Origin of the sequence: Mesorhizobium sp. WSM4310 (assembly GCF_007003935.1) — a bacterium.
In the GTDB taxonomy this organism is placed as follows: domain Bacteria; phylum Pseudomonadota; class Alphaproteobacteria; order Rhizobiales; family Rhizobiaceae; genus Mesorhizobium.
This window is the reverse complement of the sequence record NZ_VFTA01000050.1, coordinates 1-25,455: the sequence shown is the minus strand read 5'-3', so window position 1 is coordinate 25,455 and position 25,455 is coordinate 1. Positions and strand designations below refer to the sequence as shown.

Sequence of the window (25,455 nt, the reverse complement as noted above, 5' to 3'; positions counted from 1 at the left end):
GGCCGCCGCCGACCACAAGCCCGTGCGACGAAACAGCCGCCGGCTCAGGAAAACAGCAGCGCCGACAATTTGCGCCGCGCGGCCAGCGTCGCCTCGTCGGTCATGCCCCAGGCTTCGAAAAACTGCAGCAATTGCGTCCTGGCGCCATCCTCGTTCCAGCCGCGGTCGGCCTTGATGATGGCCAGCAGGTTGTCGGCTGCCGCCGTGCGTTCGCCCCTGGCATTCTGGATCATGGCCAGGTCGAAACGCGCCTGATGGTCCTTGGGGTTTTCGGCCAGGCGGCGCTCGAACTCGGCCGGATTGCCCAGTTCCGCCGCTTGCGCGGCCAGCGCCATCTTGGCGCGCAGCGCGGCGAGAACAGGCGCGTCCTTCTTGGCCTCGGGCGCCGTCGCCAGCAAAGCCTCGGCGCCTTGCGTGTCGCCGGCCTCGAACAGCAGCTCGCCCAGCCCGGCGATCGCCTCGATCGTCTCCGGCGCCTGCGCCAGGATGGCGTCGAAAATGTCGGCGGCGGTCTGCATGTCGCCGGCCTCGCGCGCTTCCGTCGCGGCCGCCAGCGCCTCGGCCACGGCCGGGGCGCCATTGCCCTTGCCGCCGACCTTGGTGATGAATTCGGCGATCTGGCTCTCCGGGATCGCGCCCATGAAGCCGTCGACCGGCTGGCCGTCCTTGAAGGCGATGACGGCCGGAATCGACTGGATGCCGAGCTGGCCGGCGATCGAGGGATGATCGTCGATGTTCATCTTGACCAGCTTGACCTTGCCGCCGGCGGCCCGGACCGCCTTTTCCAGCTGCGGGGTCAGCTGCTTGCAGGGACCGCACCACGGCGCCCAGAAATCGACGAGCACCGGCTGGCGGCGCGATTCCTGGATGACGTCGGCGGCAAAGGCGGCGGTCGTGGTGTCCTTGATGACATCGCCAGTGGCGGCGGGAGGCGCGGCTTCGCCAAGCGCGACCTTTGCCGGCGCGGCTGCGGTTCCGCCGTACTGAACGGTGGGCGCATACTGGCCGCCACTGCTGCCGAATGACCCGCCAAACGGCTTGTTGTCGCTCATCTCGTCACCCTTTCGGTCGCGCCGCCGGCCCGCGGGTCGGCGCCATGTCATTGGAAGTCGGTTTCGCCATGCATGTGGCGATCATGCCGAGACTTTCAAGATAGCAGCATCGTGCCCGGTTGCCTCGACGAATCTGATGAGATCGGCCGACGCGATCGATGTCGTCGCCTCATTGGTCAGCGGATGGGCGTTGATGACGGCATGCGCCATCAAATCCTCGTCGAGCACCAGCTTGACCCGGTGCGCCGTGTCGTTGATGACGCCGAAGACGGTGACGGCGCCCGGCGAGACGCCCAAAAGCTCCATCAGCATCTCCGGCTTGCCGAAGGAAACACGGCTGGCGGCGCCGATCAGCTGGTGGATCTGCTTGAGATCGACGACCGCCTCCTCGCCGACGGTGACCAGGAAGAAATTGTCCTTCTTGTCCTTCAGGAACAGGTTTTTGGTGTGCCCGCCGGCGATTTCGCCGCGCAGCGCCTGCGAATCGGCGACCGTATAGAGCGGCGGATGGCGTTTCGTCGAAACGGCGATGCCGAGTTCGGCGAGAAAGGCAAAAAGTTCGGCTTCGGTCTTCGGCATCGATCGTCTTCTTCGTCGTTTTTCCGCCTTGCCGTTTACGGCCAATGCGGTGGCCGACACAAGGCCATCGCACGACAGGCCGATGAAATCCCCGCGCCGCGGGCGGTTTGCCGGCATCGTTTGGCATGTTGAAAAAAGCCTGCGATTTCCCTGTTGCAATCGCCGCGCTCTTCAGCCATATAGGCCCGGCTTGCGGCCAAGACGCCGTGTGAGCGGGTGTAGCTCAGGGGTAGAGCACAACCTTGCCAAGGTTGGGGTCGAGCGTTCGAATCGCTTCACCCGCTCCAATTTCCTCAAGGGGAATCAAGTGCTAAATCGGCCGCCTTCGGGCGGCCGTTTTGCTTTTCGGGGCTCGGATCGTTCGGGGAAGCAATGCGCTGGATTTCCGGTTCGGACGACCGAAAGCCTCTGCGATAGCCGCCGGGCGGCTGCCCGGTCAGACGGGCAAAGGCCTGCGAGAACGATGGCGCCGACTCGTAGCCGACCGCATGAGCGATTTCGTCGATGGTTCGATTGCTGTCCCGCAAGGCTTTGGCAGCGAGGTTGACGCGCCAGCGCGTGACATAGGCCAGCGGCGGTTCGCCAACCAGCCGGGCGAACCGCCGCGCGAAGGTGGCGCGCGATTGCGATGCGGCTTGCGCCAGGGATGCAACGGTCCACGGGACTGCCGGCTGCTCGTGGATGAGACGCAGCGCTTGCGCCACGCCTTTGTCGCGCAAGGCGCCGAACCAGCCCGCCGTTCCGATCGGCTGGCTTTCGATCCAGGCCCGCAGCAGGAAGACCAGCACGCTGTCGAGAAGACGCGGCGCTACGATGTCGTGGCCGGTCAAGCCGCCACTTGCCTCGACCCGCAGCAGATCGGTTGCCAGCCGAAGCGGTTCATTGGCGGCGATCTGTGCGCGCGTCAGATGGATCAATGGCGGCAGCAGCGACACCATCGGGTTCGGCCCCGCGCCGTCCAGCGCATATTTGGCGCACAGAAGCGTCGTCCCGTCGTCTACGCCTGGCCGATCATCGGGATCGAGCGTTGCCGAAAGCACGGCGCCTATTGGCGACACCTGCGCATTGGCCGGGTCGCTGAGCGTGTGACCAACACCGCTGCCGACGAGAATCACGTCGCCCTCGGCCACACGAACGGGTCCGTCATTGCCCGCAAGGCGCAGCCAGCATTCGCCACGCTGCACGAGATGAATGGCGGTATTGCGCATGGGATCGACCGAGATGCCCCACGGACGCCGCAGCCTGGCCTTGCCGATCACCGCACTTCCCAGCTGTATGGAAGCCAGGACATCCGACAAGACGTCCACGTCCGTATTCCTTTCGCGAAAACCAAACAGGGCGCAATTTGAGACGATTGGATAAGGATATGCAAGTTCAAGCCATCGATCATCGCATCTCGGTCGATGAAAGTGCGGGGGCGCGGTGAACCGGACCGATTCAGCAACCGGCTTCAAGCCATCCCAAGACAGGACAGATATCCATGCGTGATCAGCAATTCATCCAGACGTCCACAGCGCTCCACGATGCGACGCTCGAAGCGAATAAGGCCGTCGTGCTCGACTTCATTGAAAAGTCGGTGAATGAGGGAGATTTGGACGCGGCCGCCGTTCATTTTGGCGAGAGCTACACCCAGCACAATCCGAACATCGCCGATGGCGTCCAGGGGTTCCGGGATTATCTGCAGCAGCTTCGGCAACGTTTTCCCATGGTCCGGGGCGAGGTCAAACGGATCTTCGCCGAGGGCGATTTCGTCATCGTGCACATGCACGCCAAACGAGAGCCCGAGGAAACCGGCATCGCCATCGTCGATTTCTTCAGGCTGGCGAAGGGCAAGCTCGTCGAGCACTGGGAAGTCCGGCAGCCTGTCGCGCAGGGCACTCTGCACACCAATGCCATGATCTGACCACCGGCGAGAGCGGACAGCTCGCGCGGCGCAGCTATCCCTCCATGGAGCGAAAAGCCGTGGTGGACCGCGGCTCTTTCGTTCTTCAGGCGGCTGGCCTGCCGCGCAGCGATGCCTGGTGCACCAGCGATGTCCAGCTGTTGGTCGAGGCGAGGTGGCAGTAGAGCAGGCCGAGCGCGCCTGACTTTCTGAGGTCGAGGAAGGCCTCGTCGCTCAGTCTGTTGAAGGCCGGCTCGTCGATCACCTGGAAATCGGTGAGGTTGAGCACTTCGCCGCCTTCCAGCGTCACCTTGCTCTGGCGCGGCGCGAACAGGCCATGCGCGTCGATCCTGTCGATCATCTCGCGGGTGGCCCTGAAGTCGATCTGGAACTGGTCGCAGAAGGCGAGCGCCTGCCTGGTTGCTTCGGTCGGCTGGTTGCCGCTGAAGAACGGCGCGATCTTGTCTTCGCGGAACGGCGCCATGAGCTGGTCGATGACCCGCTCGCTTGCCCTGTCCACGCACAGCGTCAGCCGGCCCGCCGTGGTCGGGTCCTCGGCAAGGATGAAGGGATAGCGGCGGACATAGGCGGGGACGTAATGCGGCGCGGTCCACCGGCCGTCGGCATCGACGAACAAGTTCTCGCCCTGGCGCACGCCGGTGATGATGACAGGGGATTTGGCCGGGCCGATGAAGACGATCGGGTAGGAGCGCATCGCCGCCGGCATTTCCGACGCCACCACCGGAATGGCATGCGCGGTGCGCGCGAAGGCAAAGTTGCCGCGCGCGGTCAGCCCCAGCGAGCCGTGCCGCGCCGGGTTGAGCGCTTCGGGCCTGGAATAGAACAGCGGCATGGCAGCATCCGCCGGCGCCGCTTGCGTCTTCGCCCCGATATCAGCCATGGTCCGTCCCTTTCTCCCGCCGGCCGATCAGGCCGGCTCCTCCACATCAGACCCCAGGACTGGCATCTGCTCTTGTTGCGCTGATCTTGGTTGGGCCAAGACTCCGGCGCTGGGACAAAGTACTACAGTGTCCGTGGCGCGCATAAAAGCACGGCCGCCGTGGTATTTTGCGATGAATTGTCTCGCCCGGGCCTCGGGGCTGCTGCCAGCCTATGGACAGCCTGCCGCGAAGCGGCGACATTGCGCCCGGCAACAAGCGGAGTGAGACAGACGGTATGGCGTCGGTATCGGATTTCAAGCAGGCGGTTGGGTCGGTTTTCACTGTTGCGATTGGCGGCAGGGCGGTTTGCCTCGAACTGACGGCCGTTCACCAGATCGCCTCCAGCCCACGCCCTGGCGGCGGCTTCACGCTTCTGTTCAAGGGGCCGCGCGATATAGGCCTGCCGCAGGCCATCTACCACCTCACCAGCGATGCGATCGCCGACGACATCTTCATCGTGCCGGTTTCAGCCGACGCGACCGGCTATCAGTACGAGGCTGTCTTCAACTGATTTTGATTTTCGACGGTCCGGTCGGTCAGGACGACGATCAGGGCACAGGGCGGTTCGGAGGGGCGGCTCGACATATGATCGACTATATCCAGATCGCCGGCGTCCTTGACGAAGCAGCATGCTGCGCGCTGTGCGCGGAAATTCGGGCTGCCTCGGGCCGTCCGGCCGGCCTGATGGGACGTCCCGATCAAAAACCGGCATGGCCCGAAGTCCGCCGCACCAGGCGCGCCGAGGTCTCGGAAGCGACCGAAGGGCCGGTGAATGCCCTGTTGGCGCGGCAGAAGACGGCTCTGGAACGGCATTTCGGGCTCGCGCTCGGCACCTGCGAAAAGCCGCAGTTTCTTCACTACCGGGAAGGTGATTTCTTCGTGCCGCATCAGGATGGCAACACGCCGCTCATTCACGACGAGTCGCGGTTCAGAAAGATCTCGGCGGTGATTTTTCTCAACCGTCAGTCGGACGATCCTTTGCCCGAAGGCTATTCCGGCGGCTCGCTGGTCCTGCATGGGCCATACAGCGGTCCGAACCTGCGCGTCACCATGCCGGCGTTGCCGGGCTCGCTCGTTGCCTTCCGTTCGGAAACGACGCACGAAGTCACACCGGTCACGCGCAACGAACGTTTCACCATCGTGTCGTGGTATCGCGGCGCGTGAGAGCACCAGCGCTTCACCGGGGAGGACACATCATCAGGTCGTAAACGCCCTTGTCCTCGGCGACGGCGAAGCCGAGCCTGGCATAGAGCTGTCTGGCCGGATTGTTCTTCTCGACATGAATCGACGCTGATTTGCCGGCTAACCATGCCTCGTCGATAAGGTCGCCGAGCAGTGCCGCGCCGAGCCCTTTGCGACGATGCGCCGGCAGAAGGGCGATATCGATGATGCGATGCTGGGTCGGCCAGCGCTCGATATAGAGGCGACCGATGTCGTCTCCGTCACGCATGATCACCAGCCAGTCGGCCGCCGGATAGTGTTTGATGTAGTGCGCGTGTTGCGCCCGGAACTGCATGTCGAGGAAGGCCGCCTTCTGCTCGTCGGTCCAGGACGTCACCGCGAGTTCCTCGGCGCGGGTCGACGCATAGAGCCGTGACAGGAACGGCAGATCGGCATCCGTAGCCGGGCGAAACGACAGCCCGGCGCCAACCGCCCGCATCCAGCCGATTGATGCCGCTTCAAACACCTGCAGACCGGTCATCGACAGATCAGGGGCGGGCCGGGAAAATGCCCTGCAAGGCGATACAGAAGTTGAGTGTCAGGTACGGCATCATGTTGTTGTGCGGCAGGTCGCCGCCCGTTGGCTGCACCGCATTGCTGTTCAGCGGCGTCAAATTGGCGTTGCTGGTCTGGTAGACCGGTCCTCCCGCCGACCGCGCCAGTCCCGTGGAGGCCGACGGCGCGAACAGCAGCGCCGGAGGAATGGCGGCCATCAGCGAATGCACATGTTGCGGCATCTCGGTCTGTAGCAGCGCTACCGTCGTCGATCCCCCGGTTTCACCCAGGAAGTGATCCGATCCGCCAGCGGCCTGGCCGGGCTGCATCGGCGCATTGCCCTGCATGTCCGGCAAGGCAAAGTTCGATTTGCCATCGCCGCCATAGGTTGTGCCCAGCAGCGAGAACAAGGCGGTGTTTTGCGAGATCGGCATGAGCTGACCGTCGCAGGTCGCCCAGCCCGTGGGGGCGAAGTTGAACGGGAAAATTCGGATTTCCGCGACGAATTGGTCCGACATGGTCCTGTCCTATGTTTGGCTCGGGAAAACGCCGAACAGTGAAATGATGAAATTGATGCAAAGATAGGGCTGCAAATTGCTGTGCGGCTGGCTGCCGCCCGCTGGCGTCATCGACGACGGCCCCAGCGCCACGGTGGGAGCGATCGCGGAGTAGACTTTGATCGTGGACGACTGGGCAAGCACGTTGTTGCCCGGGGCGCTGGCGCCACCGATATTGGTTGTCGCCATGAACGGGTGCGAGTGCGAGGCGATCTGCTGCGTTGTAAGCGTAACCTCTTCTACACCCGCCATCTGCCCGATCACGTACCCGTTGCCTTGATGCAGCGGCAGCCGGCCCGACAGGTTCGGCAGATTGAACGTCTCTTCCCCGTCACCGCCATAGGTGGTGCCGATAAGTTGGAACAGCGTCTCATACTCCGAGATAGGCAATGTCTGGCCTTGGCAGAACATCCAGCCGTTCGGATTGAAATTGCCGGCGAACATGCGAATCTCGCCCACATAGGCTGCCATCGTTCGAACTCCTTCAATTTCGCGAGGGAAAGATGCCGACCAGGGCGATGCAGAAATTCAAGGTCAGGTATGGCTGCATGTTTTCGTGCGGCTGGCTGCCGCCGATACTGCTGACTTCGGTTGGGATCATGGTCGTCAGATTCGCCGGTGCGCCATAGAGCTGATTGGCCGGGCCCAGATAATTGTTGGTGGCAATCACCTGGTCACCATCCACCGTCGAGGCGCTGGCGCCATGCACATGGGACGGCAATTCCTGGATGGTAAGCGTATGCGACGGCTCGCCGCCCTGTTGACCAAGGAAAAATCCTTCGCCTCCCATATGCGTCGGCACCCGGCCCTGCAGATTTGGCAGCGCGAACGTGGTTTGCCCATTACCGCCATAGGTCGTGCCCAGAAGAGAAAACAACGCCTGGTTCTGGTTTATCGGCAGAAACTGGCCGTTGCAGAACGCCCAACCCTTGGGAGGGAAGTTGAACGATATCAGTTTTATTTCCGATAGATATGGCTCTGCCATACGGGCCCCCTCCAGCTTCTATCCGATGCCGCTAACATGACACGTCAGATAGAAATGTCGACATGAATCTTGTGTATTCGCAACTGCTAAACTACCACAAAACTTGATCAGGGCAGCGGTGGCACCGTATTGACGATGTTGATCGTTCCCGACGTCGCCACGGTTGTCGTGGCCGGATTCAGGTTGTTGTCCAAGACGACCTGCTCGGCCGTTGGAGCCACGGAGACACCCCTCGACAGGTTGATCGTCGAGGTACTGGCTCCGCCGGATACCGCCAGGAAGACGTCACTGCCGTTCGCCGGATCGCCATTGGAGAAGTCATTGCGCTGAGTCCCGGAACCGCCGACCAGAAGGTTGATGACGCCATTGTCGCCGGCCAGGCCCGAGCCCGCGACGATGTAGAGGCCGGTGAAGGCATTGGAATCGCCATTGCTGGTCGTATTGCCCTGCACCGTGGCATTGATCGTGCTGCTGCCGGAAATCTGGGAGATCTGTATGCCGGCCGTGTCGTAGTGCGTGAGAATGTTGTTCAGGATCGCGACGGTGAAGGTACCGTTGTCCTGGCTGTTGATGTCGATATCGTTGGAGCCGATGCCGCTGCCCGAATGGGCTGTGCCGGCGACGCCGATCGTATTGCCCGAAATCGTGCCGTCGAATATCGAATTGCCGCTGCCGCTGCCCTTGTTCACTTCGATGACGTGCGACTTGATGCCGGTTCCACCATTGGCGGCATGCATGTCGAACGTGTTGTTGGCGATATTGAAGGTGACATTGCCAAGGCTGGCGATGTCGAAGGCGGTGCCGCCGCTCACGGTCACAGGGTGGTTGTTGGTTACCGTGTTGCCGACCAGCTGGAAGTCCATGTTCGTCCCGACCCCGCCTGTCGCGGCAACGAGGTTGGCGCGGGCTGTCGTCAAAGCGCTGTTGGAGACGGTCAGGTTCATGGCGGTGCTGCCCGCGTCGGCCTGGAAGTTGATGCCGTCGTTCATCCCGGTACCGTTGTCGCTCCTGCCGCCGATGGTGGAGCTGTCGATCGTCAGCCGGTTCAGCGTGCCGGTGTTGTTCTCGACCATGATGGTGTTGGTATAGCCGCCGCTGATGTTCGAATTGGTGATCGAACCGGAGCCCAGCAGGTTGGTCAGCCGGATCGCATCCTCACCGACATTGGCGAAGGACGCCAGCCCGTCGGACAGGCTGTTGCTGGTGCCGCTGTCGCCGCTGATGACGCTGTGGTCCAGCGAGAAGCCGGTGACGTTGTTGCCGCGGATCGCGAAATTGCCGAAGTCGTTGAGCTGCATCCAGGCGAGCTGCACACTCTTCGTACCGTTGAGGAAGATGCCCGTGCCTTGCGTGGCGGAGCCGTCGGCGCCGCTCTTGTTGGCGATGGTGCCGCCCGTGCCGGCCGAGCCCGTTCCGGTCACATGCAGGCCGCCATTGCCGGCCGCCGTGCCGGTGTTGACCAGAATGATGCCGTCGGCGCTGCCGCCATTCGACGAGATGCTCTGGAAGACCAGGTTGCCCGAGCCGATATTTGTGTTCTCGACATCGAGTGCCGTGCCGGTCGTTGACGTGATCGTGTTGCCGCTGCCCTGCACCGTCACCGTGCCACCGCCTGTGGCGTTGAAGCCGGTGCCGCTGGTGGTGTTGATGACCAGGCCACCGCCGGTGAAGTTGATGGTCGCATTGGTATTGTTGGTCAGGTTGACGGCGGTGTTGGTGCCGGTCGTCAGCGATTTGCCGGCACCGGAGAAATTGATTGTGCCGCCGCTGTTGGCGTTGACGAGAATGCCGTTGGTGGTGGCGCCGGTGGCGGTAAGATTGCCGGACAGTGTCGTGGTACCACCGGTGCGGTTCTGGATGGCAACGATGTTGTTGGCGTTGTTTTTCGAAATGGTGCCGGCATAGGTGATGTTGCCGGCGCCGCCATCGACGTTGAAACCCACGCCTGTCGGGTTGGTGATCGAGGTGCCGGCGCCGAAGCTGAAGGCGCCGTCCGAGCTGGTAACGATGTCGATGCCGGCGTCGCCGCCGTTCAGCGTCGTCGTGCCATTGAAATTGTAGGTGCCGTCGGCATTGGAGAATTGCAGGCCGATGCCGTTGCTGGCCGACAGCGTGCCGGTCTGGAAGGTCAGCGTGCCGACGGAGTGGGTCGACACGTTGACCATGGCACCGCTGCCGCCCTGGGTGATGTTACCGCTGTAGGTGACGTTGGCCGTGCTGCCGGACACGTTCATCGCCGTCCCGGTCGTATTGGTGATCGAGGTGCCGGTGCCGAAGCTGAAGGTGCCGCCCGAACCGGTGAGGATGTTGATGTTGGCGGTGCCGCCGTTCAGCGTCGTCGTGCCGTTGAAATTATAGGTGCCGTCGGCGTTCGAGAATTGCAGGCCGGTGCCGTTGGTGGCCGACAGCGTGCCCGTGTTGAAGGTCAGCGTGCCGGTATGGGCGCCGGTGACGTTGACCATGGCGGCGTTGTTGGCCTGGGTGATGTTGCCGGCATAGGTGGTGTTCACGCTGCCGCCGCTGACCAGGAACGCCGCGCCCGTCGCACCGCTCAAGCCACCGGAGCCGAGGCTGACCGTGCCGGTGACAGCGGTCAGGCTGACATTGTTGGTGCCGCCGGTCGACGTCGTCGAGGTGAACGTGACGCCGGCGGCGATGCCATTGAGATTCACCGCCTGCGCGCCGGCGGAATTCACGGCGCCGGTCGTGACATTGACCGTGCCGCCATTGCTGGCGCTGAAGCCCGCCGTGCCGTTTGTCAGAATATTCAGATTGGCGAAGTTGACGGTCGAAGCCTTGCCGGCGTTGTCGATCGACACGGCGGTGCCTGTCATCGTCGTACTGGTACCGAGATTGACGGCCCCGTTGAAGCTGACCGTGTTCGCCGCGGTCGCGCCGGAAATGGCTATGCCGCTCGCCACGCCATTCGCCGAGATCGGCCCGCCGAAGGTGACGCTGCCGCCGCCGCGGTTGGCGATGCTGACGGCGTTGCCGGCCGTCGCCTTGGTGACCGAGCCGCCATAGGTGATGACGGCATTACCGCCGGTCACGTTGAACGCTGTGCCCGTCGCACCGCTCAGCGCGCCGGAGCCGAGGCCGACCGTGCCGGTGACATTGGTCAGGCCGACATTGTTGGTGCCGCCGCCCGACGAGGTCGAATCGAGCGCGATGGTGGCGGCGACGCCGGAGAGGCTGACGGCCTGGCCGCCGGTGGAATTCACGGTCTCGGCGCCGCCGGTGGCGGTGATGGTCATCGCCCCACCAGTTCCCGAGATGGCCGTGCCGGTGGTGGTGTCGACGGTCAGCCCGCCGGTGAAGCTGGTCGTGCCGCCGCCCTGCGAGAGACCGCTGCCGCTCGTCGTGTCGATGTTGGCGAGGCCGCTGACGTTGAGCGTGCCGCTGGCCCAGCCGATGCCGCCGCCGGTGGTGGCGGTGTTGTTTATCGCCACCGTGTTGAAGTTGAAGGTGCCGGTGTTGGCGTTGATGGCGCTGATGCCGGCGCCCGACGTGTTGGAAATGCTTGTCGCGCCGGTGACGGTGAAGGTGCCGGCAACGCCGTCGAAAATGATGCCGCTCGCGCCGCCGCTGGCCGTGACGCTGCCGACCGTCATGTTGACCGTCAGCGGGTCGAGATCGAAGGCCGCGCCATTCGTGGTGTCGACCGAACCGCCTGAGCTGTTCAGCGTAAAGGTGGTGGTCTTGGCATTGACCGCGAGGCCGGTACCGCCATTGTTGGCGATGTTGAACGTGCCGAGGTCGAGCGTGCCGCTGGTGTTGGTGAAGGCCAGGCCGTTGCCTTGGACGCGTGCGCCCGTCGTGCCGACATCGAGCGTACCGACGCTGACCGTGCCGCCGGCTCCAGTGGAATCGAACGTAACGTTGTTGAAGGCAATGCCGCCTCCGGTGCCGCCAGTGACCGTATTGCCGGAGAAGGACCTGACGGCGATCGAGTTGCTTGTCGGGCCGAGGTTCTGGCCGGCGAAGGACGCGGCCAGCGCGCCTCCGGTCGACTGCAGCGTGTTGCCATCGATCGAGAGCAGCAGTGTGTCGGCCGGCGCGCCGGTGGTGATGAAATAGAGCGCCCGGCCGCCGGCGGCGATGTCGTTGTCCCTGACGAAGAAACTGGAGGCGGCCGATGCGTTGCCGGAAATGCCGGCGCCGGTGCCGGTATTGCGGATGATGAGGTTCTGGATGCCGCCGGTGATTGTCCCGGCGCCCGATGTCGCCAGGTTGATGACCGAGGTGGCGTTGTTGGTCTGCAGGATGGGCCGCAACGTATCGATGCCGCCCGGCGCCGCAACGATCGGCGAATTCTGCACCGTGGTGAAGTGGAACGCTGCCGACGCGCCACCGCTGGTGTCGACACCGAGCTGCGAGACATCGATGGCCGCGTCGCCGCTCTTGAAGGCGAGCAGCACCTGACCGTCATCGAGGTTGAACGCGGTGCCGCTGAGGTCGATGGTTTCTTGGGCACCGTTGACGTTCTGGTCGATCAGCACCACGACATTGGCGGTGGACGCCTGCGCACCCAAATAGCTGCCCGGATTGGCGAGGCTGCCGTCGCCGGTGCCGCCGGATGTGACATAGTAGACGCGGACCGCCGAAAGGTTCGACGTGTCGCCGCTGAAATTGACGTCGTTGAAATTGTAGTCGCCGTTGGTCGGCAAACTATCGGTGGCGTGGATGACCTGTCCGCCGGTGGTCGCGATCGTCGATTCGGCCGGGCCCTGGCCGTCGCCGAACACCAGCTTGGCGTTGGTGGCGCTGGAGAACTGGACGCCATAGCCGACATTGCCGATGGTCGAGGTCTGGGCGCCGCCGGGATTGACCGTGTCGCCGAGCTGGATGATGCCTGTGCCGGTCGTGCCGGCCATGTCGATGCCGATCGTGCCGGCGAAGCTGCCGCCGTCGACGTCGAAATCGCCTGCCGTGATGTTGCTCCCGCCGAGCGATGCGCCGTTGAGGTCGAAGCCGATAGCGTTCGCGGCATTGAGCCCGACCGTCAGGCTGGTGAAGTCCAGTGCCGAGCCGAGCGCGCCGGAAATATCGACGCCGCGCGAGGTGATGCCTTGCAGGTTTACCGCGCCGAGATCGAGCGAGCCGCCGTTGACATCGTTGAGCGATATGCCGGTCGCAGCACCGTTGCTCGAAATCGTATCGAAATTGATGCCGGCCGCGGCGATGGTCACGCCGTCGAGGTCCAATGCGGTGCCCGTCCCGGTGGTGATGGTGTTGCCGCTGACGCTGACCGTGCCGCCGCCGCTGGCGCTGAACGCCGTCGCGGCGTTCGTGGTGATGTCCAAACCCTCGAAAGTGATTATGGAACCGGCGTTGTTGGTGAGCGAGACACCATTGCCGCCGACCGTCACCTCGTCGGAGAACGTGATCAGGCCGCCGGTATGATTTGCGATGCTGACGCCGCCGCCGGTCAGCGTGCCCGGTGTCGCGCTGTTGGGCAAAGTGCCGCGCGTCAGCGTGATGTTACCGGCGCCGCCATTGGCGTCGAGCAGCGTGCCGGCGACATTGATGTTGTTGTCGAGAATGGACAGGTTCGAGTCGAGGCTGGCGACCTTGAAGGCCGTGCTGCCGGTGGCGACATTGCTGACCGTCACGCCCTGGATGGTGATGCCGCCGGCATTGTTGAAGCCACCCGCGCTCTGGTCGATGGCAAAGACCGAGCCGCTGGCGCCATTGAAGTTGAAAGCGGTGTTGCTGACCTGGTTGCTGCCGAGCAGATGCAGGAAGTCGGCCGTGCCGGTGACCACGCCTTCATTGCCGGTGACGTTGCCGCCGGTGGCGCCGAGATTGCCCTGGACATTGACCGGCTGGAGCGTGCCGGAGACGGTGATGGCGGTGTTGTTGCCGAACCCGGTGATCGACTGGCCCGAATCGAGCGTGAACGGCGTGCCGCTGAGATCGACGGTGCCGACGAAGGCGAAGGTCTGCGTGCCGGCCAGGGCATCGGCGGCGGCGACCGAGATGGTCGTCACCGCGGCGCTGAGCCCGTAGGTGCCGGCGGCGATCACGCCACCGTTCTGCGAGACCATGATGGTCCCACCAACCGCGCTGGGCAGATTGGCGCTGCCGGTGAAGCCGACATCGTCGAAATCGTAATTGCCCAAGGCCGGATCGAGGCCGACCGTGTTGACGGTGAAGGCGCCAACGGCCGTGGCGCTGATGGATGACTGCAGCCCGTCGGCCGAAGTGCCGTCGCCGAAGGTGAAGTTGGCGTTGGCCGCGGTCGCCGTGGTGCCGCCCGACGACAGTTCGACGCCGATGCCGAGATTGGTGATGCTGGAGCCGGCCTGGAAGGTGATGGTCTTGTTGCCCGTCGTCGACGACAGGTCGATGCCGCGCGAGGTGAGGTCACCGTTGCCGGTAATTGCCGTCACGCCGAAATCGGCCGTGGTCGACGAACCGTTGAAGTCGATGCCGGTCTGGTTGGCGCCGGCACCCATCGTCACGTTGGTCGTGCCGAAGGTCACGTTGGCATTGGTGCCGGCGAAGTTGATGCCAGCCGCGTTGGCGGCCGAGCCTAGAGTCACGGTGGTCGTGCCGAAGGTCAACGAACTCGCAAAGGTACCGATGTCTATGCCATTGCCACCGGCACCCGACACCGTGACCGCGCCGAAGGTGGCACTGGAGCCGCCGGCGATGTTCGAAACCGACAGCCCGTTGCCTATCGCGTTGGTGATCGACAAAGGCGCGGTGGCGTTGAAAATAGCGCTTTCGCCGGGGGCGCCTAGGCGGGTGAGGACTGCGCCGCCACCGCCAGTGGCCGTCATCGCCGAGCCACTGAAACTGATCGTACCGCCGGTCAGCGTTGACGATGTGCCTATAGCGAAGAGGTTACCGGTGCCCGTTGAGGTGATACTGCCGCTGAAGGCCACCGAGCCGCCGGTGATGCCGTCGACCTTGACCGCTGTTCCGGGCGCGGTCGCCGAACTGGAAATATTGGCCGAGACCGTGATCGCAGCGCTGCCGCCGGAGACGACGACGCCGTTGCCGGTACCGGAGTTGGTGATCGTGCCGCCGATGGCAATGGTGCCGGTGTTGTTGGCCAGGCTGACATCGGCGGCGTTAACACTTGTCGTAACCAAGTTGTTGACGCTGACGGTCGCCGCACTGTTCTGCACCACGAAGCCAGAAACGCCGAGGGCGGTGGTATCGATCTTCGTCGTGCCGTTGAAGCTGTACGTGCCGCCGGCGATGTTGGTGAGGCGGATGGCGTCGCCGCTGATACGGAACAGATCGACATTGCCGAAGGTGACGTTGCCGCTGCCGGCACTGATGTTCTCGATGACGATGCCAGTAGAAGCGCCGCCGCCCGAGCCATCCACGTTGACGCTGGCGAAATTCACGCCGGCGGCGCCGATGGTCATTCCGGTGCCGCCGATGAGAATTCCCTTCTCATCCGGCCCGAGGCCGGTTGCTACGGTGTTGGTCCCGGTCACCGTCAGCGTGCCGCCATTGACAGCGCTGAAGCCGTAGCCGCCATCCGTGGTCAGGTCGAGGCCGCCGGTGAAGTTGATCGTACCGCCGGTGTTGCCGGTCAGGTTGATCGCATTGGCCGCATCGGTGCTGGCGGTGATCTTGCCGCCGAAGGTGGCGGTGCCGCCGGTCATGTTGGAAATTCTCACCGCGCTTGCAGCGGCGGTCTGGCTGATGGTGCCGTTGTAGGTGACGTTGGGCGTGGAGTTGGTGATCGAGAAGGCGTTGCTGCTCGTACCGGCGATGGAGCTTCCGGCCCCGAAGGTCAGGGTTCCACTCGAGCCGGCAACGATACCGACGCCTATGCCGCCGCCGGTAATATCGAGGTCGTCGAAAGTGGCGGTGCCGTCGAAATCGTTGGCGAACAGCCCGACATTGCCGGCATTGGCGATCGTCGTATTGCCGGTGAAATTGACGGTCGCGCTTGAATTGACCAGCGCGATGCCGGTCTGGCTCGCATTCTGGATGTGGAGACCGTCGACCGTCACCGTGCCGGTCACGCTGTCGAGGACGACGCCTGTCGCGGCGCTGCTGACCGTCACGCCGTTGATCGTTGCGCCGGCGATGCCCGTTCCATCGATTGCGGTGGCGGAACTGCTGGCGGTGAGGTTCGCGACGAGGTTGCCATTGGCCAGGTCGATGGTGTTGCCGGCCGAATTGTTGAGCGTCGCGCCGCCATTGCCGAAAGGATCCGCCTGGAATTGCGTGCCGCTGATGACATGCGTGCCGGTGACATTGGCGGGCGGCGCGCCAAGGCTCACCGAAGCGCCATTGGCGAAGGAAACGATCGACTGGCCGTCGGCCAGCGTAAAGCCGTCGGCATCCGTATCGATGTTTCCGGCGCCGTTGTTGACCAGCACGAAGATCGTGTTGGCGGGAGCCGCCAGGGCGTCCGCCGCGGTGGCGTTGATCAGGTCGTTGACGCTGGAGCCGTCGCCAGCGCCGGTGCTGGCGGCGCCGACGAAGACGACATTGGCGATGTCGAACAGCTGCGGACCGTTCAGCACCGTGGTGTTGAAGGCATAGGTGCCGCTGCCTGGCAACAGGCCGCGCATGTCGAGCGACGCCGTCGTGCCGGTGATGACCGCGCCGCCGGCCGCGCCGAACGAGAACGCCGTGTTGGCGGTGGTGCCGGCCGCGCCATTGGTGCCCATCTGCACGCCGGTGTCGACACCGGCGATGATGCCGCCGCCGATCGTCACCGAGCCGCCATTGGTGCCCGACAGGTCGATGCCGATCGAGGTGCCGCCGGAACTGCCACTGACGTCGAGCGTAGCGGCGGTGAAGGTCGAGGTGCTGCCCGACAGGTCGAGGCCGGTGGAGCAGTTACACAGGCCAGTGATATCGATGTCGCCGAAGCTGATGATGCCGTTGCTGCCAACGACGTCGATGCCGCTTCCGAACGGCTGGTCGATGGTGACCGCGCCGCTGAACGAAACAGCGCCGGTGTTGTCTTCCAGCCAGATGCCGTCGCCGGGATCGGTCATGCTGACCGGTCCGCTGAAGGTGAGCGTGCCGGCATTGTCGGTGGCGAGGATGCCCTCGCTGTCGATATGAGTCAGGGTGACCGGCCCGCCGAACGTGACCGCGCCGCCGGAATTCTGGACGTCGATACCGACGCCGCCCGGGGCGGTGATGTCCGAGATATCGACGGTTCCGAACGTGAAATCGGCGGTGCTGTCGAATATCCCGAGGCCGCCGAGCAAGGTGTTGCTGACCGTCGTTGCGCCGGAAACGGCGAAATTTCCCGACACGCCTGCAAACGACGCGCCGAACAGGCCGCCGTCCTGCGTCAGGCTGGTCAGCGTCACGTCGATATTGGCGCCGAGCAAGACGACGCCGGCCGCGCCATTGCCGGAGATTGTGCCGTCGCTGGTGCTGAATGTGCCAGTGGTGGAGAGGAAGTCGGCGCCGAAGCCGGAATTGTCGGACGCGTTCAGCGTCTGGAATGCGTATGTCCCGTCGCCCGCGATGAACAGACCGTTGCCGCCGTTGTCCGACAGCGTCGTCGTGTCGGTGAAGGCATAGCTGCCGTTGCCTTCGATATGCAGGCCGTCGCTGCCATTGCCCGTCGAGGTCACATTGTTGGCCGCGACGTTGCTGGCGCCTTCAAACAGCAGCCCGTCCAGGCCGGCTCCGCTGACGTTGACACCGCTTATCGTCACGCCGGTGACGTTGTTGCCGTGGACGCCGGTGCCGCCGCCTGGATTGGCGTTCGAGACGTTGAAGTCGAGCAGCGAGGTGCCGCTGGCGAGCGTGACGGTGTCGGCGCCGGCCGAACTGGTCAGCGTCGCCGCGCCGCCGGCGTCCGAGATGGTGCTGGTATGCGAAATGTTATCGCCGGTCACATTGACCGGGATGCCGCCGAGCGAGAAGGTCCGCCCGTTGCCGAACGAGGCCAGCGTCTGCCCGGCGCTCAGCGAGAAACCGTCGGTGTCGTCGATGGCCGTGCCGCGATTGACCAGCACGAAGATCGCCGTGGCGTCGGTGTTGGCATCGGCGGTGGCGATCGAGGCGAGGTCGAGCAGGGAAGAGCCGGTGCCCGAGCCGGTCGCCGTGGCGCCGACGAAGATCACATTCTGCACGTCGAACAGCTGCGGACCGCTGAAGGTGGTCGAGCCGAACGCGTAGTGGCCGAGTGTCTGGTTCAGCCCGCGCACGTCGAGCGAAGCGGTGCTGCCGGCGATCGAGCCGCCGCCGAAGCTGAATTCGGCATTGGCCGAATGGGCCAGCGAGCCGGCTATGCCGAAGCGCACGCCGGTGTCGACCCCGGCGATGGCGCCGCCATCGGTGATGACGATCGTTGCCCCGCCCGAGGTCGGCGAGGAGAGATCGATGCCGATCGAGCCGGCGGCGCCGGTGCCGGTGATGTTGAGCGACTGCGCGGTGAAGTTCGTGTGGCTGCCGGAGAAGTCGAGGCCGGTGCCGACGCCGAGGCCGGAGATGACGATGTTGCCGGCCACGACCGCCGCATTGACGCCGGCAAACGAAATGCCGTCGCCGCCGGGTGCCGAGATGGCGACATCGCCGAAGCGGATCGTCGCCGGCGAATCGGAAATGGCGATCGCCGGTCCAGTCGTGTTGGAAATCGTCGTCGAACCGTTGACGGTGAAGCTGCCCGAGACATGGTCGAGCACGACACCCGACGTGCCGCCGGTCTGGCTGATCGAATCCAGCACCAAATGGGCAGTGATCGGGTCGATGAACACGGCCATGCCGCCATTGCCCGACACGGTGCCGCCGGTGGTGGTGAAGCTGCCGGCAATCGACGTGCCCTGCACGGTTATGCCGCGATCGGTGTTATCAAGCGCATTGACGGTGGCGAAGGTGTAGGTGCCTTGGCCTGATATATCCAGACCGTCGTCGTGGTTGCCCTGCAGCAGCGTCGTGCCGGTGAAATTGTACGTGCCGTTGTCTTCGATATGCAGGCCGTCGAGGCCGTTGCCGGTCGCGGTGAAACCGGACGCCTTGACGTTGGTCGAATTGCCGGTGAACGCGGCGCCGTTGCCGCCGGCACCCGTCACAGTCACGTTGGTCAGCGTCGTGCCGGTGGCGTTGTTGCCGAAGATGCCGTTGGCGCCGCCGGTGATGGTGATGCCGTTCAGCGTGTTGCCGGTGCCGAGCGTGATGACGTTGTTGGCGACATTGGTGCCCTGGATCGTGCCGTCGCTGCCGCCCAGATTGAAGGTGGCGGTGCCGCCGCCGGACAGTTTCGCGGTGACGCTTTCGCCGCCGCCGATCACGGTCTGGCCATTGGCAAGTGTCACGCCGGCAGTCGTCAGATTGCCATTGCCGCCCAGCGCAACGACAAAACCGCCGCTGCCGGCCTTGGTGACCGCGTCGTCCAGCGTCGTCGGATCGGCCTGCGTGCCGGCGCCCGCCAGCCCGCCATCGGCGAAATAGAACTTGCCGAACGCCGCATTGGTGGCGGCGTTGATGGCGACGCGCGTCGTCGAGCCGCCGTTGATCTCCTGCGACTGGATCCTGACGCCGATATCGCCGCGCACGCGCTCGTTGACGCGCTTGCGCAGACCTTCACTGACCGGATAGACCGGTTCGGCACTGATGGCCGCGGTCTTGTCCGAACCGTGGCCGGGGTTGAACGGGATGTTCAGCCGCACGCTGCCGGCGAACTGGGTGTCGTCGCGATTGTCGTTGCGGACCTCGCCGGCGAAGACCAGTTCGGTGCCGCTGCCGAAGACATCGCCGATCGTGTATTCGAACCCGGCCTTGGCGCCGGTGACGCTGCCGTCGTCGCCGTGCGGGTCCTCGAAATGGTAGCCGCCAATGTCGAGCCGCAGCGAGTGCTTGTCTGGCAGGTTGACCGGAACCTGGGCGCCGATCTCGCCTTCGATGCCCCAGGCCGCGTAGTCGCGGTGGTCGAGCACCGATATCCGTTCGATCAGCTGGTTCGAGACCATCGACAGGGTCGAGCTGGTCGAATGATCGGTCGAGTCGCCCTTGATCGGTACGAAGACGTTCACATGCGCGTCGAAGTTCGGCGTGATCGCCTCGACGCCCAGCGTGGCCGCGGTGAACTGCGTGCTGTCGTAGTTCTCGAGGTTTATATAGGCGTAGCCGCCGAGCATCAGGTCGGGATTGACGATGCGGCGAATGCCGAGGCCGATGTCCTGGCCGGAAGCATCCTTGAAATCGTGCTTGGCCCGGACATCGAGGAACAGCACCGACTCGGCCGTCTGCTTGATCGGAATGAAGCCTTCGAGCGCGGCGTTGCCGCCATTGTTGTCGGCACCGACGATGGCGCGGATCTGCGGCTGCCAGAGGCCGTCGGGGTCGGCATGGGCAATCACGCCCGAAAGGCCAAGCGCCAGCGTCGTCAGCGCCGTCGTCTTCCAAAGATGGCTTACAATGCGCGAACGGCGATAACCAGCGCGCACGCGGAAAGCCTCCCCATGCGCCACCATCCCACCAACCTGCCGAGACGTCTCGGTAGTTTCCATCCCTGGCGAGTCCCTTCAGGGACTGCACGTCCCGCGTGTTAATTCTTACGCGAATTCTATTGTATAGCGAGTCCGGAAGGTTGTGCGTGTTGTTGTCGGACCGCAAAGTTCTGTCCTGTGACCATATTGCCACAGTAGATTTGCCGGCTTGCTTGACCCGGGACTCGGCTTTCGGAGCTGTCGCCATTGTTGTATCAAGCCTTTTCCGAGAGAATACCTGCCGGGGCAAGGAAAATTTTGGGGCGTCAAGAACATGCCAAGTAATTTAGCTAGAGCTAATCTAGCGCGAATGATCGCGACATCGGCTGCCCTTTGGCTGCTGTCGACTTCTGTTGGCCCGGCGCTTGCCGAGGACGCGGCCAAAGGGTCCCAAGCCAAACAGTCTCAGCCCAAGGAGGCCGGACCCAAGCCGGCCGACGCCAATGCATGGGCGGTGAACTGCTCCAGCGGCTCGGCGACCAACGAGCTTCAGTGCCAGGTGTCGCAGACCCTCACCGAGGCCAAGACCGGGCAGCGCGTGCTGACCGTCACCGTGCGCCGCGACAACGCCAATGGCAGCTTCGCCATGCTGCTCGCTTTGCCGCACGGCCTGTTCCTGCCGTCCGGCGTCAGCTATCAGGTCGACCAGGGGCAAAAAATCGTCATCGCCATCCAGACCAGCGACCAGAACGGCGCCTATGCCGCCACGCCGCTGTCGCCGGAACTGCTCAAGACGATGAAGTCGGGAACCAATCTGAACATCTCCATGGAATCGGTCACCCGCAAGCCGGTCACCATCCCGGTCTCGCTCGCCGGCTTCACCACGGCCATCGCCAAGCTGGAATCGATCAAGTAGCGGGTTCGCCGGCAACCATTGCCCGACATCCCGCCCCTTCGTGGGCGTCTCCGCTCCGCGCTCAGGCTATGCAGCGCGTCAATGCGAGCAACCGGCTTGATTGTCCGCACCCGCAATGCTCCGTTGTCGCTTCGGACATCCGGAGAAACCCATGACAGGCTTTGTCGACCGCCAGCGCGCCGCGCAGTTGATGGAAGGCGCCGGCATCGGGGCGCTGGTGCTCTGCGCGCCCGAGGCCTTCCACTATGCGACCGGTGCGTGGATCGGCCCGGCGGGACTGTTCCGCCGTGCCGGTGGCGGCTTCGTGATCATCCCGGCCGGACAAGACCTGCCGATCGGTGTTGTCGTCGCCGACTTCAACGCCGCGCAGCTGCGGCTCGCCGCGCCGGAAGCAATCGTGCGGTCGCACCCGATCTGGATCGAATCCGCGCCGGTCGAGATTGGAACGCACGGGCTCGCTTTGGCCGAACGCATCGAGGCCGGCCTTGCCTCGCTTGGCCGCGCCCCGGATTTCTCCCGCCCCGCCACTTTCGATCTCGCCGGCTCGGTGCGCCAGCTGCAGGCCTTGCTCGAGGAATTCGGACTGGAGCGCGCAACGCTCGGCATCGACCTTGACTTCGTCCCGGCCGCCGATTTCGCGGCCATCCAGGCGCTGCTGCCGCATTGCCGGATGGTCGATGGCTCGCCGGTGCTGGACAGGCTGCGGGCCGTCAAATCCCAGCGCGAGATCGATCTCCTTCAGCAAGGCATCTTTCTCTCGGAAGCCGGGCTGGAGCGCTTGCAGGTGGACGCGATGGCCGGCATGCGCCAGGCCGATCTCATCGCGCTCTACCGCAAGGGCGTCGCCGAAGCGGCAGCCGGGCTGTCGCATCCGGTCGTCACTGCGGAATATGTGACGCTGGGCGCCCGCGCCAAGGGCGCCGACGCCAGGGCCGTGGCCGGCGATCCCTTGAAATGCGACATGGTCTGCACGGTCGGTGGCTACGCTTCCGACATGTCGCGCAATTTCACTTTCGGGCCGCCTTCCGCCGACCAGGCCGAGCTGCATGCCATCGCCGAGCGCGCCTTCGAGGACGGGCTGGCGGCGCTGATCCCCGCAAACACGCTCGCTCATGTGCATCGCGTCACCACCGAGAGCCTGGCGCGGCAAGGCCTGCGCAGCTTCCGCCGCGGCCATTTCGGCCACAGCGTCGGCCAGTCGGTGTTTTCCGAGCAATGGCCGTTCATCGCGGCCGACAATGATGTCGTCATCGAGGCCGGCATGGTGCTGGCTTTCGAAATCCCGCTCTACATGGACGGCCTCGCCAGCTTCAATCTCGAGGACCAGTTCCTGATCACGGCAGATGGGCCGATGCCGATGAACCGGCTGCCGAGGCGGCTGGAGATGGTCGGGTAGTTTGGAAGCGGAGCGCGACGGCGGATAAACTGGGCTTGCCGGCGGCCACCTATCCTTCCGCGGCTGGCACCGTCGCTTCGTCGCTGTAGCGACCGACGGCGCGGCCATGGCTTGCGGCACGCAACGGTTGCAGCGCGGCCGGGCGCATGGAACGACGGCGTGCAAACATGGTAAGAGTCAGGTCGAAACGCCAGGGAAGACCGACTTCATGACCGAAGCTGACAGCCAGCAAGAGCCTGTTGCAAGCCACGAGCCGGAGGGACGCGACATCAGGCGCATCCCCGACATCATCTCGCTGGTCAAGGATTCCTACGCTGAGTTGAGCCCGGCGGAGCGCCGCGTCGCCGATGTCGTGCTCGACGATGTCAAATACGCCGTCGACGCCTCGAATGCGGCGATTGCCGAACGCGCCGGCGTCAGCGAACCGACCGTGACCCGCTTCTGCCGCGCCATCGGCTGCGAGGGTGTGCGCGATTTCAAGCTGAAGCTGGCGCAAAGCCTCGTCGTCGGCGCGCTCTATCTGGCCAAGCCGCCGGCAATCAGCAACGACAATGGCATGCCGTTCTGGAACGCCGTCTTCGGCGAGGCGCGCCGGGCGCTGCAGGAGGCTGAACGCCAGCTCGATCCGGGCGAGCTGCAGAAGGCGGCGGAACTCATCGCCAAGGCTCGCCAGGTCACCGTTTTCGGCCTCGGCGGCAGTTCCTCGGCGCTGGCGCAGGAGACGCAGTACCGGCTGTTTCGCTACGGCATCACCGTCAGCGCCCAGTGCGATCCCTATCTGATGCGCATGACCGCCTCGACGCTGAAGCCGGGCGACCTGGTGATCGCCATTTCGGCGACCGGGCGCACGCGCGAGGTGATCGAGGCCGTCGAACTCGCCAAGCACTACCGCGCCAACGCCATCGCCGTTACCGCGCCCGACACCGATCTCGCCCGCGCTTGCGATGTCCGGCTGACGGTGGCGGTGCCCGAATATCCCGACACGCTGAAGCCGACCGCTTCGCGCTTCGCCTTCCTGGCGGCGATCGACCTCTTGGCCGTGGCCTGCGCCTACAAGCTCGACGGCTCGGCGCGCGAGACGGTCCGCCGCATCAAATACAACGCCCAGATCCACCGCACCGGCAAGGAGATGGAGCCGCTCGGGGATTAGGGCATCTCTTTTCCTTCTCCCCTTGCGAGAGGAGGGAACAAGACGGCGCCAACGCAGGAAGAGGAACACATGCTGGAAATGGCACCGACGAAACAGGCAGCCGCATGGCTGGAATCCCTGGCGCAGGCGCTCGCAGCCGGCGATGCGACCGCGGCAAGCCATTTGTTCGTCGACGACTGCTACTGGCGCGATCTTCTGACCTTCACCTGGAACATCACGACCATGGAAGGCCGCGAGGCCATCACCGACATGCTCGAGGCGACGCTGGCGACGACCAAGCCCACCGCATGGCAGCTCGCCGGCGAGGCGACCTCGGACGAAGGCACCATCGAAGCCTGGTTCACCTTCGAGACCGCGGTGGCTTCCGGCCAAGGCATTGTGCGCCTGCGCAACGGCCGCTGCCGCACCCTGTTCACGGCGATGACCGACCTCAAGGGGTTCGAGGAGCGCAAGGGCTTGGCGCGGCCGCTCGGCGTGCGCCACAAGGCCGACCCCGAACGCGAGACCTGGTCGGAGGCGCGGGCGCGCGAGACGCGCGAACTCGGCGCCACCGAGCAGCCCTATTGCCTGGTCATCGGCGGCGGGCAGGGCGGCATCATGCTGGCCGCACGGCTGCGGCAGCTCGGCGTGCCGACCATCGTCATCGAGAAGAATGCGCGCCCGGGCGATTCCTGGCGCAACCGCTACCGCACGCTCGTGCTGCACGATCCGGTCTGGTACGACCATCTGCCCTACATTCCGTTCCCGGAGAACTGGCCGGTCTTCACGCCCAAGGACAAGATGGGCGACTGGCTGGAAATGTACACGCGCGTCATGGAGCTCAACTACTGGGTCGCCACCAAATGCCTCAGCGCCTCCTATGACGAGGCACGGAAGGAGTGGACCGTGGTGGTCGACCGTGTCGGCCGGCAGATCACGCTGAAACCGAAGCATGTCGTCTTCGCCACCGGCGCCTACGGCCCGCCGCGAAAGATCGACCTGCCCGGCGCCGCGGCGTTCAAGGGCGAGCTGCTGCATTCCAGCCAGTATGCCAGCGGCGACAAATTCCGCGGCAAAAAGGTCGCCGTCATCGGCGCGGCCAGCTCAGGGCACGATGTCTGCGTCGATCTCTGGGAAAGCGGCGCCGACGTCACCATGATCCAGCGCTCGCCGACCACCGTGGTCAAGTCGGACACGCTGATGGAGGTCGGCTTCGAGATCTTCTCGGAGAGCGCGCTGGCGCGCGGCATCACCACCGAAAAGGCCGACATGATCGTCGCCTCGACGCCCTTCGCCCTTGTGCCCAAGGGCCAGTGCGCGCTCTACGAGGTGATCAAGGCGCGCGACGCCGCCTTTTATGACCGCTTGCGTGCCTCGGGCTTCGCCATCGATTTCGGCGACGACGAGACCGGCCTCCTGATGAAGGCCTACCGCACCGGCTCCGGCTACTACATCGATGTCGGCGCCTCCGACCTGATCATCGACGGCAAGATCGGCATCCGCAGCGGCGTCGCCATCAAGGCGCTGACGCCGACCGGCATCCTGTTCGAGGACGGCAGCGAGCTCGAGGCCGACGCCATCGTCGCCTGCACCGGCTACCAGTCGATGAACGAGAATGTCGCCGCGCTCGTCTCGCGCGAAGTCGCCGACAAGGTCGGGCCCTGCTGGGGCCTCGGTTCCGGCGTCAAGGGCGACCCTGGCCCCTGGCAAGGCGAATTGCGCAACATGTGGAAGCCGACGGCGCAGGAAGCGCTGTGGTTCCACGGCGGCAATCTGGCGCTGTCGCGTTTTTACTCGAAATACGTGGCGCTGCAGATCAAGGCGCGTATGGAAGGCATTGCGACGCCGGTTTACGGCAGGCCGAGCAACGCCGGGCGGTGAGGCGAAAGCATGCTTCGGTGAGAGAGGTCGACCCCCACTCCGTCGAGCTT

Annotated in this window: 16 protein-coding genes and 1 tRNA gene; 8 read left to right on the top strand and 9 right to left on the bottom strand. The window is 64.5% G+C overall.

Annotation, left to right across the window (positions count from 1 at the left end):
• Positions 1 to 44: 44 nt before the first annotated feature.
• Both trxA and FJV80_RS31475 read right to left on the bottom strand, forming a co-directional pair.
• On the bottom strand, positions 45 to 1,052 hold the full coding sequence (gene trxA / locus FJV80_RS31480) for a thioredoxin (RefSeq protein WP_142878252.1): 1,008 nt from the start codon (positions 1,050 to 1,052) through the stop codon (positions 45 to 47).
• An 81-nt stretch (positions 1,053 to 1,133) separates the two neighbouring features.
• A complete protein-coding gene (locus tag FJV80_RS31475; RefSeq protein WP_142878251.1) occupies positions 1,134 to 1,631 on the bottom strand; it encodes a prolyl-tRNA synthetase associated domain-containing protein in 498 nt (165 codons plus the stop codon).
• A gap of 212 nt (positions 1,632 to 1,843) precedes the next feature.
• On the opposite strand from FJV80_RS31475, the gene FJV80_RS31470 reads away from it, so the two are divergent.
• Positions 1,844 to 1,918 (top strand) — tRNA-Gly (locus tag FJV80_RS31470).
• A 6-nt stretch (positions 1,919 to 1,924) separates the two neighbouring features.
• On the opposite strand, the gene FJV80_RS31465 is transcribed toward FJV80_RS31470, so the two are convergent.
• A complete protein-coding gene (locus tag FJV80_RS31465; RefSeq protein ID WP_095775567.1) occupies positions 1,925 to 2,938 on the bottom strand; it encodes an AraC family transcriptional regulator in 1,014 nt (337 codons plus the stop codon).
• A gap of 173 nt (positions 2,939 to 3,111) precedes the next feature.
• Here FJV80_RS31465 and FJV80_RS31460 point away from each other — a divergent pair, with 173 nt between their 5' ends.
• Entirely contained in the window at positions 3,112 to 3,534 is a 423-nt protein-coding gene (locus tag FJV80_RS31460; RefSeq protein ID WP_142878250.1) for a nuclear transport factor 2 family protein, read from the top strand.
• Positions 3,535 to 3,619: 85 nt separating this feature from the next.
• Here FJV80_RS31460 and FJV80_RS31455 read toward each other — a convergent pair whose 3' ends face one another.
• Positions 3,620 to 4,414 carry a SapC family protein gene (locus FJV80_RS31455; RefSeq protein WP_142878249.1) on the bottom strand — a complete coding sequence of 265 codons (795 nt, stop codon included), beginning with the start codon at positions 4,412 to 4,414 and terminating at the stop codon, positions 3,620 to 3,622.
• A 275-nt stretch (positions 4,415 to 4,689) separates the two neighbouring features.
• Between FJV80_RS31455 and FJV80_RS31450 the strand changes: the two genes are divergently transcribed.
• Together FJV80_RS31450 and FJV80_RS31445 are read left to right on the top strand one after the other, a co-directional pair.
• Positions 4,690 to 4,965 carry a hypothetical protein gene (locus tag FJV80_RS31450; RefSeq protein WP_095775661.1) on the top strand — a complete coding sequence of 92 codons (276 nt, stop codon included), beginning with the start codon at positions 4,690 to 4,692 and terminating at the stop codon, positions 4,963 to 4,965.
• A 74-nt stretch (positions 4,966 to 5,039) separates the two neighbouring features.
• The gene (locus tag FJV80_RS31445; protein ID WP_142878248.1) at positions 5,040 to 5,618 is read left to right on the top strand and encodes a 2OG-Fe(II) oxygenase; all 579 of its coding nucleotides are present in this window, start codon (positions 5,040 to 5,042) and stop codon (positions 5,616 to 5,618) included.
• 13 nt (positions 5,619 to 5,631) lie between these two features.
• Here the strand turns inward: FJV80_RS31445 and FJV80_RS31440 are convergent, their stop codons facing one another.
• From FJV80_RS31440 to FJV80_RS31420, 5 genes are all read right to left on the bottom strand, one after another.
• On the bottom strand, positions 5,632 to 6,156 hold the full coding sequence (locus FJV80_RS31440; RefSeq protein ID WP_142878247.1) for a GNAT family N-acetyltransferase: 525 nt from the start codon (positions 6,154 to 6,156) through the stop codon (positions 5,632 to 5,634).
• 7 nt (positions 6,157 to 6,163) lie between these two features.
• Positions 6,164 to 6,688, bottom strand: coding sequence for a tail fiber protein (locus tag FJV80_RS31435; RefSeq protein ID WP_095775572.1), 525 nt, complete (start codon positions 6,686 to 6,688; stop codon positions 6,164 to 6,166).
• Between the two features lie 9 nt (positions 6,689 to 6,697).
• Positions 6,698 to 7,198, bottom strand: a complete 501-nt coding sequence (locus tag FJV80_RS31430; RefSeq protein ID WP_095775573.1) for a tail fiber protein — start codon at positions 7,196 to 7,198, stop codon at positions 6,698 to 6,700.
• 13 nt (positions 7,199 to 7,211) lie between these two features.
• Positions 7,212 to 7,712 (bottom strand): tail fiber protein, encoded by a 501-nt coding sequence (locus FJV80_RS31425; protein ID WP_142878246.1) that lies wholly within the window; start codon positions 7,710 to 7,712, stop codon positions 7,212 to 7,214.
• A gap of 107 nt (positions 7,713 to 7,819) precedes the next feature.
• Positions 7,820 to 20,101, bottom strand: coding sequence for a hypothetical protein (locus tag FJV80_RS31420; protein WP_185975294.1), 12,282 nt, complete (start codon positions 20,099 to 20,101; stop codon positions 7,820 to 7,822).
• 352 nt (positions 20,102 to 20,453) lie between these two features.
• Between FJV80_RS31420 and FJV80_RS31415 the strand changes: the two genes are divergently transcribed.
• The 4 genes from FJV80_RS31415 to FJV80_RS31400 all read left to right on the top strand — a co-directional run bounded on the left by FJV80_RS31415 (position 20,454) and on the right by FJV80_RS31400 (position 25,405).
• Positions 20,454 to 20,999, top strand: coding sequence for an invasion associated locus B family protein (locus FJV80_RS31415; RefSeq protein WP_246689094.1), 546 nt, complete (start codon positions 20,454 to 20,456; stop codon positions 20,997 to 20,999).
• A 151-nt stretch (positions 21,000 to 21,150) separates the two neighbouring features.
• Positions 21,151 to 22,395, top strand: a complete 1,245-nt coding sequence (locus FJV80_RS31410; protein ID WP_142878244.1) for a Xaa-Pro peptidase family protein — start codon at positions 21,151 to 21,153, stop codon at positions 22,393 to 22,395.
• 208 nt (positions 22,396 to 22,603) lie between these two features.
• Positions 22,604 to 23,545, top strand: a complete 942-nt coding sequence (locus tag FJV80_RS31405) for a MurR/RpiR family transcriptional regulator (RefSeq protein ID WP_095775663.1) — start codon at positions 22,604 to 22,606, stop codon at positions 23,543 to 23,545.
• Between the two features lie 69 nt (positions 23,546 to 23,614).
• Positions 23,615 to 25,405 (top strand): NAD(P)/FAD-dependent oxidoreductase, encoded by a 1,791-nt coding sequence (locus FJV80_RS31400; RefSeq protein ID WP_142878243.1) that lies wholly within the window; start codon positions 23,615 to 23,617, stop codon positions 25,403 to 25,405.
• The last annotated feature ends 50 nt before the right edge of the window (positions 25,406 to 25,455 follow it).

Coding starts and splice junctions, on each gene's coding strand:
- FJV80_RS31400 (WP_142878243.1), top strand. CDS start 23,615: ATGCTGGAAATGGCACCGACGAAACAGGCAGCCGCATGGCTGGAATCC.
- FJV80_RS31430 (WP_095775573.1), bottom strand. CDS start 7,198: ATGGCAGCCTATGTGGGCGAGATTCGCATGTTCGCCGGCAATTTCAAT.
- FJV80_RS31460 (WP_142878250.1), top strand. CDS start 3,112: ATGCGTGATCAGCAATTCATCCAGACGTCCACAGCGCTCCACGATGCG.
- trxA (WP_142878252.1), bottom strand. CDS start 1,052: ATGAGCGACAACAAGCCGTTTGGCGGGTCATTCGGCAGCAGTGGCGGC.
- FJV80_RS31475 (WP_142878251.1), bottom strand. CDS start 1,631: ATGCCGAAGACCGAAGCCGAACTTTTTGCCTTTCTCGCCGAACTCGGC.
- FJV80_RS31435 (WP_095775572.1), bottom strand. CDS start 6,688: ATGTCGGACCAATTCGTCGCGGAAATCCGAATTTTCCCGTTCAACTTC.
- FJV80_RS31415 (WP_246689094.1), top strand. CDS start 20,454: ATGATCGCGACATCGGCTGCCCTTTGGCTGCTGTCGACTTCTGTTGGC.
- FJV80_RS31425 (WP_142878246.1), bottom strand. CDS start 7,712: ATGGCAGAGCCATATCTATCGGAAATAAAACTGATATCGTTCAACTTC.
- FJV80_RS31405 (WP_095775663.1), top strand. CDS start 22,604: ATGACCGAAGCTGACAGCCAGCAAGAGCCTGTTGCAAGCCACGAGCCG.
- FJV80_RS31410 (WP_142878244.1), top strand. CDS start 21,151: ATGACAGGCTTTGTCGACCGCCAGCGCGCCGCGCAGTTGATGGAAGGC.
- FJV80_RS31450 (WP_095775661.1), top strand. CDS start 4,690: ATGGCGTCGGTATCGGATTTCAAGCAGGCGGTTGGGTCGGTTTTCACT.
- FJV80_RS31440 (WP_142878247.1), bottom strand. CDS start 6,156: ATGACCGGTCTGCAGGTGTTTGAAGCGGCATCAATCGGCTGGATGCGG.
- FJV80_RS31445 (WP_142878248.1), top strand. CDS start 5,040: ATGATCGACTATATCCAGATCGCCGGCGTCCTTGACGAAGCAGCATGC.
- FJV80_RS31455 (WP_142878249.1), bottom strand. CDS start 4,414: ATGGCTGATATCGGGGCGAAGACGCAAGCGGCGCCGGCGGATGCTGCC.